Origin of the sequence: Streptomyces sp. ISL-36 (assembly GCF_018614205.1) — a bacterium.
GTDB lineage: Bacteria > Actinomycetota > Actinomycetes > Streptomycetales > Streptomycetaceae > Streptomyces.
The window spans coordinates 1-12,193 of sequence record NZ_JAGGOS010000211.1 but is presented as its reverse complement, the minus strand read 5'-3'; the positions used below and the strand labels follow the sequence as shown (position 1 = coordinate 12,193).

General features: G+C 73.6%; 8 protein-coding genes. 6 read left to right on the top strand and 2 right to left on the bottom strand.

Translation table 11 applies throughout. The features are described from left to right. Nucleotides 1-1,234: amidohydrolase family protein (locus J7E93_RS36385; protein ID WP_215074320.1), on the top strand; the 1,234-nt coding region annotated here is incomplete at its 5' end. A 71-nt stretch (nucleotides 1,235-1,305) separates the two neighbouring features. Here the strand turns inward: J7E93_RS36385 and J7E93_RS36380 are convergent. Next, entirely contained in the window at nucleotides 1,306-4,272 is a 2,967-nt protein-coding gene (locus J7E93_RS36380) for an AAA family ATPase (protein ID WP_215074319.1), read from the bottom strand. A gap of 299 nt (nucleotides 4,273-4,571) precedes the next feature. Between J7E93_RS36380 and J7E93_RS36375 the strand changes: the two genes are divergently transcribed. From J7E93_RS36375 to J7E93_RS36360, 4 genes are all read left to right on the top strand, one after another. Continuing rightward, nucleotides 4,572-7,445, top strand: a complete 2,874-nt coding sequence (locus J7E93_RS36375) for an AAA family ATPase (protein WP_308368929.1) — start codon at nucleotides 4,572-4,574, stop codon at nucleotides 7,443-7,445. Between the two features lie 6 nt (nucleotides 7,446-7,451). Continuing rightward, on the top strand, nucleotides 7,452-8,486 hold the full coding sequence (locus J7E93_RS36370) for an alpha/beta hydrolase (RefSeq protein ID WP_308368927.1): 1,035 nt from the start codon (nucleotides 7,452-7,454) through the stop codon (nucleotides 8,484-8,486). A 137-nt stretch (nucleotides 8,487-8,623) separates the two neighbouring features. Then, entirely contained in the window at nucleotides 8,624-9,610 is a 987-nt protein-coding gene (locus tag J7E93_RS36365) for a helix-turn-helix domain-containing protein (protein ID WP_251067584.1), read from the top strand. A 1-nt stretch (nucleotide 9,611) separates the two neighbouring features. Then, a complete protein-coding gene (locus J7E93_RS36360) occupies nucleotides 9,612-10,643 on the top strand; it encodes a helix-turn-helix domain-containing protein (protein ID WP_215074316.1) in 1,032 nt (343 codons plus the stop codon). An 11-nt stretch (nucleotides 10,644-10,654) separates the two neighbouring features. Here J7E93_RS36360 and J7E93_RS36355 read toward each other — a convergent pair whose 3' ends face one another. Next, nucleotides 10,655-11,008, bottom strand: a complete 354-nt coding sequence (locus J7E93_RS36355) for an MmcQ/YjbR family DNA-binding protein (protein WP_215074315.1) — start codon at nucleotides 11,006-11,008, stop codon at nucleotides 10,655-10,657. Nucleotides 11,009-11,109: 101 nt separating this feature from the next. Here J7E93_RS36355 and J7E93_RS36350 point away from each other — a divergent pair. Beyond that, nucleotides 11,110-12,193: DUF4139 domain-containing protein (locus J7E93_RS36350; protein WP_215074314.1), on the top strand; the 1,084-nt coding region annotated here is incomplete at its 3' end.

The following is a 12,193-nucleotide window of genomic DNA, read 5'->3' as shown; positions in this document are numbered from 1 at the left end:
CGCCGGGACCGCCGCGACCGGCGCGACCGGCGCCGCCGCGGAGCGCCGCGAGAACAGGGCCGTGGTCTTCCGCGACGTACGCCCGTTCGGCGCGGCGAAGGCCACGGATCTCGTGGTCGTCAACGGCCGCGTCGCGGACGGCCCGGCGCCCCGCGGCGCGAAGGTCGTCGACGCCGGCGGCCGGATCGCGCTCCCGTCCCTCGTGGACGCGCACATCCACCCGGACAAGACGACCTGGGGCGGCTCCTGGGTGTCGCGGCGGCCGGCGAGCGGCATCGCCGACTACGTCGCCCAGGACGTGGAGCTGTTCCGCAGCCAGCGCCGCCCCGTCGCGGAGCGGGCGTACGGCCTCATGGCCCACGCCGTCACCCGCGGCACGCGGGCGATGCGCGCCCACGCCGACGTGGCCCCGGCCTACGGCCTGGCCGGCGTCGAGGGCGTGGCGGACGCCCGCGAGCGACTGCGCCACGCCCTCGACGTCCAGATCGTGGCCTTCCCGCAGCACGGCGTCGTCCGGACGCCGGGCACGGCGGAGCTGCTGGAGGAGGCGGCACGCACGGGCGCCATCGACATGATCGGCGGCATCGACCCGATCGGTTTCGACCAGGCCCTGGACGAGCAGCTCGACCTCGTCTTCGGCATCGCGGACCGTCACGGCATCGGCTTGGACATCCACCTGCACGACCGCGGCGAGAAGGGAATCAGGGCGATGCGCGGCATCATCGACCGCACCCGCGCCCTGTCCCTCACCGGCAAGGTCACCGTCAGCCACGTCTTCTGCCTGCCGGGCCTGACGGACTCCGAACTCGGCTCACTCGCCGCCGAGCTGGGTGACCAGGACATCGCCCTCACCACGGTGGCGCCGTCGGACTCCCTGGTGCTGCCGATCGCCCGACTGCGTGAGCACGGGGTACGGGTCGGGCTCGGCTCCGACGGTGTACGCGACTCCTGGAGTCCGTTCGGCAACGCCGACATGCTGCACCGCGCGCATCTGCTCGGGTGGGTGACGGACGTACGCCTCGACGAGGAGCTGACGAACTGCTACCGCGTCGCCGCCCACGGGGGCGCGGACGTCATGGGCCTCGCCCACGCGGACCTCGAGCCCGGCGCCCCGGCCGACTTCGTCCTCGTACGGGGCGAGTGCCTGCCGCAGGTCGTCGTGGACATGCCCCGGCGGGACATGGTCGTGCATGGCGGAGTCGTCGTGGCCCGCGACGGGGAATTCCTCGACTGAGGACACTGAGGACAGGGGTGGCGACACCGGCCCACCGACGTGGTGGATGACGACCCCGGCGGGACCGCGTGTCAGCCGAGGACATCGCGTAGTTGGGCGCGGCCGGTGATGCCGAGCTTGGGGAAGATCTTGTGGAGGTGGAAGCCGATGGTGCGGGGAGAGAGGTAGAGCCGGGCGCCGATGTCCCGGTTGGTCAGGCCCTCCGCGGCCAGTTGGGCGATCTGCAGCTCCTGCGGCGTCAGGTCGGCCACGGCGTCCGGCGTCCCGGAATCCGCCACGGACACGCCCGACGCGCGGAGTTCGGCGACGGTGCGCTCGATCCAGGGGCGTGCGTCGAGCCGTTCGAAGAATTCGAGGGCGGTGGCGAGCAGGGGGCGTGCCTCCGCGGCCCTTCGGCGCCGCCGCAGCCACTCTCCGAAGTCCAGGTGTGCCAGGGCGTACTCGAAGGGCCATCGGGCGTTGGCCGGGTCGGCGACCGCCGCCCGGAAATGGGCCTCCGCGTCGTCGGCTTCGCTGAGCAGGGCCCAGGCGCGGTGCACGATCGCGTCCAGCCGGGCGGAGCGGGTGGTGTCCAAGGTTCCCTCGGCGGCGCGGAGCACGGCGCGGGCGTCGTCCGCATGGCCGGCACGGACGGCGGCGGCGGCCAGATCGGCGAGGTAGTAGAGCGAGGCGTGGTAGTGCACGGGCGCGGGGCGGAAGTCGCGGGTGAAGGCGCGTCGGAACTGCGCGTACGCCGTCGGGTGGTCGCCCTGCGCGAGGGCTGCCATGCCGAGGGCGTGGCAGTGACGTACGTACAGGCTGCGGGACGTGTGCAGGTCGATGCCGCGGACGGCGTCCCCGGCCTGCGCACGCGCGCCCGCGTGGTCCCCGCGGGCGGCGCGCAGCGTGGCCTGGAGGATCGGTGATCCGACGCTGACGTTGTCCGCGCCCGCGTCCGTCGCCATCCAGTAGGCGTCCTCGGCGGCGGACTGCGCCGCCGTCCAGGCTCCGCTCTCGAACAGGGCGAGGGCGAGGGCCTGAGCGGCGGTGGCGTTGGCGCCGGCCGTCGTGGATCGCCGCAGATGGTCCATGGCCTGGCCGAGGAGGCGCACGGCCAGGTCGGTCTCGTCCAGGATCCAGGCGGTGGCGCCGAGAACGACAAGGTCGGACAGCGAGGCGTCCCGCAGCGTGTCCACCGCGTGGGTCAGAGTCTTCAGGGCCTCCTCCCGGTCCTCGAACGGGCGGGCCACCGCCCGCATCCAGAGGCGGTCGGGCCTGTCCGGCAGCGGTTCGACGAGGCTGTCGATGCGCTGGAGTTCGGTTCGGTAGAAGGAGTCGCCGGAGTTGTACGCCGGGGTGGATGCCGTTCCCAGCGCGTCCAGGGCAAGGGCGGGCGCCCGGGTGGCCATGGACTCCGCCACGGGCAGCAGGAAGGCCAGGGAGTCCTCGTGCCGGAGGGTCACGGCCAGGGACCAGCCGCCGCGCAGGGAGGCCTCGGCGAGGAGCCGGGGATCATCCGTCAGGGACTCGACGCGGGCCGCGATCTCGCCGACCCACTGCGGATAGCCGGCGTACATGGCCGACGCGGCTGCGGCGAGCAGGCGCCCGGCGTGCTGTTCCGGCTCCGGGGTGAGTTCCGCGGCGCGTTCCAGCGCACCGGCCGCGGCCGCGTATCCGCCGCGACGCCGCGAGCGTTCCGCGCTCTCCTCCAAGGCGTCGGCGACCTGTTCGTCCGGGCCGAGCGCCGCCGCGGCGAGATGCCAGGCGCGACGGTCGGGTTCGTGTGCGAGCGCTGCGGCGAGAGCCAGGTGGGCCTCGCGGCGTTCGCCGAAGGTGGCGGCCTGGAAGATCGCGGAGCGGACCAGGGGATGGCGCAGACGCACGTGGCCGCTCTCCACACGTATCAGCCCCGCCTGCTCCGCGGGCCGCCAGACGTGCGGTTCGTCCAGGTCCGGGGCGGCCCGGAGGATGTCGGAGAGCCGGGCGGTGCCGGCCGATGCCGCCAGGAGCAGGGCTCGTCGCGTGGCGGGCGGCAGGGTGGGCAGATCGGCGGCGAACAGGCGTTCCAGCCGGGCGGTGAGCGGCAGCGGGTCGATCGAGCCGGTTCCCTGGCTGTCCGGGTCCTTGGCGAAGGCCCGCGCGAGTTCGATGAGGGCCAGCGGGTTTCCGGCCGCCTGCTGAAGGATCCGGGAGCGGGCCCGTCCCCGTGGTGGCTGCGGCTGCGCGTCCAGCAGGAGCCCGGCCGCGCCGCGCTCCAGGGGGCCCACCGTGAGTTGCGGGAAGTCCCGGTCGAAGCGCTCCGGCACCGCTTCGTCGCGCGCGGCGAGCAGCACGGCGACTCGTTCGCCTTCAAGGCGGCGGGCCACGAAGGCGAGCACGCCCAGGGAGCAGACGTCCAGCCACTGGGCGTCGTCGACGGCGATCAGCAGCGGCCGTTCCGTCGCCGCGTCCGAGAGCAGCGTCAACACGCCGACCCTGGTGAGCAGGGGGTCCGGCGCCTGGGGCCCGTCCGCGGCGGTGGCGCCCGTACCGTCGGCGTCCTCCGTGGCGGTGGCGCCCGTACCGCCGGGCTCGTCCGCACCCGCCTCGCCGGTACCGGCCCGGTCCGTACCCGCCTCGCCCGTCCCGCCCTCGTCCGCACCCGCCTCGCCCGTACCGGCCCGGTCCGTACCCGCCTCGCCCGTCCCGCCCTCGTCCGCACCCGCCTCGCCCGTACCGGCCCGGTCCGTACCGAAAGTACGTCGCAGGGCGTCGCGCTGCCGGGAAGGAAGCCGCTCGACGTCGTGCAGGACCGGGTGCAGCAGCTGGTGCACCCCCGCGAAAGCGAGGTCGTGCTCGCCTTCGCTGCCCCGTACGCGCAGGACGCGCAGTCCGCGCGCCTCGGCCTGCGCGGCCGCCCGCTCGACCAGCGTGCTCTTCCCCGCTCCCGGCTCGCCGGCCAGCACGAGCACCTTCGGGCCGCTGCCGTCCGCGGCGTCGATCAGCTGTGCGATCCGCGCCAGTTCACGATCCCTGCCGAGGATCACCGGCGTGTGCGCCTGCGCCGTACCGAGGTCCATGCTCTCCCTTGTCCGTCCAACCGTTCAACCATCCGCCCGGCGAACCGGTGTGGCAGTGAAATGCCTGCTCATCGCTCTGATGGCATCCTGCCAGGCCCGCCGCGCGCATGACTGGTCACATGACAGAAGCGCGCCCTGCCGGCGGCCTGCCAGCATCGAAGCACGGGGGCAGGACAGCGGCTCCACGGTTCATGCGAACGCTCACGCGTACGCCGCCGACCTGCCGCCCAGCACATCAGCGTGGCCACGGCGATCTCGTCCGTGGTGTGGGCGATCGGAGCACGATGACGGTACGCGACGTGAGGGACGCGGTGTTCACAGGCGGCGAGCACAGCCCTACGGGGCCCGGGCCCCGCCCCACTCCACCGATCGGCCGGCAGGCGGAGGTCGACCGGATCCTGAGGTCCCTCGACGTACACCATGGCGGCGACGTACGCGCCGGCGACGTACGCGGTGGCCTCCCCCAGGCCCTGCTCGTGCTCGGGGAGGCCGGCACCGGCAAGACCCAGCTGCTTCGGCTTGCGGAGGACGAGGCCGTACAACGCCGTGCCCGGGTCCTCTGGGCGCACGGCTGGGACTCCGAGGAGCCCCAGCCGTTCGCGTCCCTGCATCAGCTGCTCCTCCCGGTGCTCGGCGAGCTCGACACGCTTCCGGCGGACGAGCGGCTCGCGCTGCGCACCGCCCTGGGCCCGGCGGCGGGCACCGGCCCCCTGGACGGCACGGCGCTGCGCGCCGCCGTCCTGACCCTGCTGGGGCGTCTCGCGCGGACGAGCCCGGTCCTGCTGGCCGTGGACGACATCCAGGACTGCGACCGTGACTCCATGGACGTCCTCTTCTCCGTGACACGGCGCCTGACGGACCAGGCCGTGACGGTGTTGTTCACCGCACGCGGCGAGGCACCCCCGGCCGGAGTCCCCGCGGATTTCCCCGTTCTCCCGCTCGGCCCGCTGTCCCGCCGGGCCTCGGCCCGCCTCCTGGACGCGCAGCCCGGTGCACCCGTCGGACGGGCCAGGCTGGACCTGCTCCGGCAGGCGGAGGGAAACCCACTGGCGATCGTCGAACTGAGCCGGGCGGCGCACGGCGGAACCGGGTCGGCACCGGGAGACACGGCGCCGCGGCGGACCTCGCGGATCCAGCAGATGTTCGCCGCACGGCTGGACGCGCTGCCCGGAGCGACTCGACGCGCCCTGCTGTACGCCGCTGCCGCTTTACGGGAGGACGAGCTCACGACCGTCATGGCCGCTCTGGGCGCCCACGACCTCACGGTGTGGGCCCCTGCGGAGGAAGCCGGCCTGATCACCATCGCCGACGGCCGTCTCGCGTTCCGCAACCCCCTGATGCGCACGGCGGCGTACGACCGGCACGCCGCGAAGGCGCGGCAGCAGGCCCACCGGGATCTCGCCGCCGCGAGAGGCCGGCTCCCCGCCCCTCGCGCCTGGCATCTGGCCGCGGCGGCCATCGGCCCCGACGAGTCGGTGGCCACGGCCTTGGAGGAGGCCGCCGCCGCGGCCCACCGGGCGGGAGACTGCTTCGGTGCGGCCAAGGCGTGGGAAGAAGCCGCGCGCTTCAGCGACGGCGAGCAGGACCGGGCCCGCCGTCTCGCCAGGGCTCTGACCGCCGCGAGCGACTTCGGGGACCCCGCATGGGTACGCGACCTGTACGGACGGTTCACCCGGGTGAACCGCGACCCGGAACTGCTGGGCGTCGCGGTCTGTGCCATGAGCGGAGCGCTGTCGCTGCTTTCGTTCCAGCGCGAGGCGTTCGACCTCCTGCTCGACGCATGGCGGCACACGCCCCCGGCGAGGGCCACGACCTCCTTCGCGCTGGCCGCGATCGCCACGGGGATCGCCCGGCAGTCCGGGCTGCCCGAGCACCGGCGCTGGTTGCCGGAGCTGCGCGACCATGCCGTACGGGTGGCGAAGGTCCAGCAGGACCGCTGCGCGCACGAGGACGGCTTTCCCGAACTCGCGGAGCGGGAGGTCCTCGCGTCCCTCGAGTCCTTCGTGTCGGCGGAAATCGCTCCGGCCGCGCAGGCCGGCAGCGCACTCCGACGGTTGACCGCCCCGGTCTCCCGCCCCCTCGACGGTCCGGGCCGGCTGACCCGCCTGCTGGCCACCGCCTCGGTCGCGTACCACGTCGACGAGTCGGAGCTGTGCGCGGAGCGGTTCCGGCAGGCGGGCGCGCTGCGTGGCACGGAGGGGACGCTGGGCCCACGTGTCTGGACGCTCGCCGCCCATGTGGAGACGCTCATCGGCCTGGGGCGGTGGTCGGAGGCCGAGGCGTTGATCGAGGAGGGCCGCGCCGATGCCGTCGTCCACCGGTTGCCCCGACTCGCGATGGATCTCGAAGCCCTGGCGGTGATCCTGCGGGCTCTGTCCGGCGAGACGACGCCCGGCACCCTGTTCACCGGGCCCCACTGGCGCTCCGTCAGCCTGGACGAGAACCGGGCCACTCATGCCCGCATGCTGCGGGCCCGCGGACTGGCCGCGATGGTCGTCGGGGACGCGGAGGGTGCCTTCCGGCACTTGCGGGCTCTGTTCGGGCAGGACGGATCGGCCCTCGATCCGTTCCTTTCGCCGCGCTCCGTCGCCGAACTGGCCGCCGCCGCCCAGCGCGTCGGCCGGCAGGAGGAGGCGGCGGGCGTCCTCAGGCGGGTACGGGAGAGCCAGGGCGACCGGCCGACGACCCGGGTGACGCTCCTCATGCACCATGCCGCGGCCCTCGTCGAGGAGGATGCCGACCCCGAACACCACTTCCGGCTGGCCCTGGTCAATACGGAGGCGGCCACGTGGCCGCTCGAACGGGCCGAGACCCGTCTGCACTACGCGATCTGGCTGCGCAGGCGCAGAAGGCCCCTGGAAGCCCGCGTACAGCTGACGGCGGTGCTGGAGGAGGCGTCCCGGCTCGACGCCCGGCGCCTCGCCGCGTCGGCCCGCGGCGAACTGCGTGCGAGCGGGGTGGCCGGCGCCCCCGCACCGGCCGACCGTCTGGCCGACCTGACCGCACAGCAGCAGCAGATCGCGCGGCTTGCGGCGAACGGCCTGTCGAATCGCGAGATCGGCGAACGGCTCTTCCTCTCGCCACGTACCGTGGGTTCGCACCTCTACAACGTGTATCCCAAGCTCGGTATCAGCAGTCGTCATCAACTACGGGACCTCCTGCACGACGGGTAGCGTGCGATGACCAGATCTCAGAGGGCCGAGCGAGAGGCGAACGTGATGCGGTCCGACCCCGAGGGGGAGGGAGGCGGACAGCCTCCCTCGGCCGTGGTCCTCGATCCACGGGTGCGGCGGCTCGTCGACGCCTCCACGGCACCGCCCTTTCTGCATGAGCTCGGACCGGTCGACGGTCGGCAGGCGTTGCGGGAGTCCCAGGTCCACCGGGTCGAGGACTTCGAGATGGACGCCACGTTCCATGTGGCACCCGTGGGCCCCTCGGGGCTGGTGGGGTTCTGGGTCTTCCGGCCGGCCGGTGTGCGGGGCCCTCTTCCCGCCATGCTCTACGTCCACGGCGGCCGCTGGATGCTGGGAGACGCGCAGACCCACGCCCTGCTCGTCAGCGAGTTCGTGCGCGGCGCGGGCGTGGCCGCCGTCTTCCCCGAGTACAGCCGCGCCCCCGAGGCCCGCCATCCCGTGGCCCTCGAGGAGTGCTACGCCCTGTTGAGCTGGGCGGCCGGGCAGGCCGAGGAGCTCGGGCTCGACGCCGACCGGCTGGCGGTCGGCGGGGACTGCGCCGGCGCCACCATGGTCGCGGCGCTCACTCTGCTGGCGAAGCGGCGCAACGGCCCGAGCATCCGGGCCCAGCTGCTGTACTACCCGCTCACCGACGCCCGCTGCGACACCCCGTCCCAACGGGAGTTCGCCACGGGGTATCTGCTCAGCCGGGAGGCCCTGCGGGCGTACTGGGAGCAGTACGTCGAACGCCCCGGGCAGCTGCACGAGCCGACCGTGTCTCCGTCGCGTGCGACCGTGGCGGAGCTGGCCGGGCTGCCCCCGGCGCTGGTGATCACGGCCGAGGCCGATGTGGCGCGCGACGAGGGAGAGCGGTACGCGGAACAGCTGCGTCGTGCGGGAGTCGCCGTGACCGCGGCGCGTTTCCTCGGTACGGTCCACGACTTCGTGTCGCTGACCGCGCTGCGCGACAGTCCGCCGACACGGGCGGCCGTGCTGCTGGGCGGTGCTTTCCTGCGCCGACAGCTGAGTTGCGGGCCCTAGGCGCCGCCGCGGGGGCACGTGGACGGGACCAGTCGGCCGACTGATGCGTCTGTCCGCCGTGCGCAGGCACAGTGGCGGGTATGTCAACAGATTTCGGTTCACTCCCAGGGGACGACGGCCTCGGCCGGGACTCCGCCATGAGGCGACGCCGAGGTCAGGTGTGGTGCACGAGCACCGTGCCGCTCAGCGAGAGCCTGGACTTCTGGCACGACGCCGTCCTCGCGACGCTCGTGGGGATGGACATCTCGGCGGAGGGCGGGACCTACGTCGGGACGATGCGTGTGGACCACATCGGCGACCTCCAGCTCAGCACCGTCGAGTGCGATCCCGGAGTGGTCCACCGGTCTCCTCGATTCATCGCCCGGGGCGACGGCAGGGACGTGTTCGCCGCCGTACTCACCAGGGGCCTCGCCCAGGTCGAGCAGGACGGCCGGTCCACGGAAATGCGGCCGGGGGACGTCGTGTTCTTCGAGACCGTCCGCCCCTTCCTGACACGGTTCCCGCAGCGGTTCCAGTTGAAGATCTTCGCGGTGCCACGCGACCTCCTGGGTCTGCCGGACGCGGACCTGAGCAAGATCACCGCGCGGTCCCTGCGTCCGGCGGCGGGGCTCGGGGCCGTACTCTCCCCCTTCATGTCCCGCCTGGCGGACACCTCCGAGTCGTACGCGCAGCCCGTCGCCGATCAACTGGCGGACACCGCCGTCCACCTCCTGGCCGCGGCCGCGGCGCAGCAGCTCGGCGACGAGCCGTCCTCGCTGCCCGGCGCGGACCGGGTCCTGCTGCTGCGCATCCACCGCTACATCCGCTGGCATCTGTCCGACCCGGAGCTCAGCCCCGAGACCATCGCACGGGCTCATCACATCTCGGTGCGGTACGTGCACCGCCTGTTCGAGGCGGAGGGCACGACGGTCAGCCGCTGGGTCCGCGCGCTGCGCATGCAGGAGTGCCGCAGGGAGCTGACGGACGCCGCGGCGCGGAGCGTGAGCGTGGGAAGCGTCGCCCGCCGCTGGGGGTTCACCAGCACGTCCCATTTCGGGCGGGCGTTCCGCAGGGAGTACGGCACGTCCCCGACCGAGTGGCTTCATGACGAGCGGGGCCGGCGCCCCGTCGAGGAGGAGCGCTGACATGCCTTCCACCGCGACGCTGACGGCCGGTGTGCCCGTCGTCCTGTCCACCGACACGGCCGGGCCGGCGGAAAGGATGTCGGTCTGGAGGCAGGCCCTGTCGACGGCCTACGTCCGCCTCGAACCCGTCGTCCGGACGGACCCGGAGTGCTGGAGGGGGTCGCTCAGCGTGGACCGCCTGGGGTCCCTTCAGGTCGCGACCGAGGAGTCCGACCCCGTGAAGGTCCTTCGGACCCCGCAGGGCGCGGCAGCGGACGGCCTCGCGTACGTGTTCGCCCGCATACAGCTGGAGGGTTCGGCCCTGCTCTTCCAGGACGGCCGCTCCGCGCGGCTGGACCCCGGAGACCTGGCCTTCTACGACGCGAGCCGGCCGTTCAGCCTTGTCCTGCCGGAGCACCACCGGGCTCGTGTCCTGATGGTTCCCCGTCCGATGGTGAGGATGGGCGACACAGAGGTACGCCGCATCACCGCGACGGCCGTCGGCGACTCTCCCGACGGTCCGTCCGCTCTCCTTCTGCCGCTCCTGTCCGGGCTGACGCGGGAGATCGGATCGGCCTCCCCGCACGTACGCGAAAAACTCGCCCGCACGGTCGCGGACCTCCTGTCCACCCTGGCGGAAGACCTGTTGAACAGGGAGGGGCGAAGACCGGCCGGGACAGGCCCGGCGACGCTGCTGGACCGGATCAAGGCCTTCATCGAGAGCCGTCTCGGTGAGCCCGAGCTCGCTCCCCGGATGATCGCCGGCGAGCACCACATCTCCCTGCGCTACCTGCACAAGCTCTTCCAGACGCAGGGCACCACGGTCAGCGGCTGGATCCGCCGCCGTCGCCTCGACGCGTGCAGGGCCGAACTGGCCCGCCCCGCCGCGGCCGACCTCGCGATCGCCGCGGTGGCCGCGCGTTGGGGATTCACCAGCCCCGCCCACTTCAGCCATGCCTTCCGCAGGGCGTACGGAGTGTCCCCGAGTCAATGGCGCACGTCCTGCCTCCGCATGGGCCCGGCGGCGGGGCGGCTGGTGGCCGGCGCGCGGTGACCGCCACCGCGCTATGCCGGGGGCGCGAGGTCGGGGCGGGCGTCGAGCAGCCTGGGCGGAGCCGCCTGGCGCCAGGAGTCGACCACGATCGCACGGAGCTCGTCGGCGTCGTCGAGGGCGGCCAGGCGCACCCGCACCCAGGCGAAGGAGGCCTCGTGGTCGGCGACCCAGAACTTCTCGGGCTCGGCGAGGACCAGCTCGTCGCGCTCCTCCTTCGGGCAGCGGACGGCCATCGACGTCTCCTCGTCGGGCAGGGTCAGAAACATCTTCCCGGCGACCCGGAAGGTGGGCATGGACCAGGCCTCCCTCTCGGTCGTCTCCGGCAGGGCGAGGGCGAGTTCACGGACTTCGTCGGAGGTGCTCACGCCCCGACCGTACGACGGGCCACTGACATCGGGACTCGACGCGGCTCCGCGCACGACTCGGCGTAGGCTTCGCTGAGCACGAACGCGGCGGGGGGGAGCACATGGCGGGCGGGACAGCACAGAGCTGGGAGTCGGGCCTCGATTCGGTCGTGGTGTACGCGCAGGGCGCCGTCTGCCGCCGCCTGGCCCGGGGCACCGTGCCGCCGGACGGCCGGGTGCGGGTGACGGGACTCCCCCGTTCTCTGGACCCGGGGTCGCTGCGGGTCCGTGTGCTGGGCGCCCCCGGGGTGCGTGTCACCGAGGCCCGGGTGGAGGCCGAGGCCCAGCCCCTCGGCCCCGACACCGACGCCAGCACCGGCACCGGCACCGGCACCGGCACGCCCGACGACTTGCGGCGCGAGGTCGAGCGGTTGCGCGACGCGTACGCGGCGGCGCAGGGACGCCGGGACCGGCAACTGGGCCTGATCGAGGAGGTCAGGGGTCTGCACCTGGTGCCACCGGCCCGCAAGCCCGAGGACCCGCACCGCCGCACCCCGGCCGACGCCTGGCTGGAGCTCGCCGACTTCGTCGACGAGCGGCTGACCGGGCTGCACACCCGCCTCGTCGAGCTGGAGGAGGCGTTGCGCCGCGCCGCGCACGAGCTCGGCGTCGCCGCGGACAGACTGGCCCACGCGTCCACCGCCGCACCGTCAGCGCATGTGCGCACCACGGTCTCGGCCGTACTGACCCTCGACGGCGCCGCTGACGGCGAGGTGGAGCTGGAGCTGGAACACGGGGTGCCGGGCGCCGTCTGGGTGCCGACCTACCGTCTCACCCACCGACAGGGCGACGGCACCGGCCGTCTGCTGCTGCGCGCCTCGGTCGCCCAGCGCACCGGCGAGGACTGGACCGGCGTGCGCATCGCCCTGGCCACCGCCGACCTTCAGCGCCGCACCGACCTGCCCAGGCTCCGCTCGATGCGGATCGGACGCCGTCAGCCCGCGCCCGCGCCTTCCGGCTGGCGCGAGCCTCCGGCAGGGCTCGCCGACCTGTTCACCGGGTACGAGGCGGCCGGCCCCCGCCCCGCCCCCGCGGCCGCCGCACCTGCGGCTGTCGCGGGCGGCTCCCCGTCCGGTCCCGTTCCGCCACCGCCACCGCCGCAGACACAACAGGACTACCTCCTTCCGCCACCGCCGCCGCCCGCAC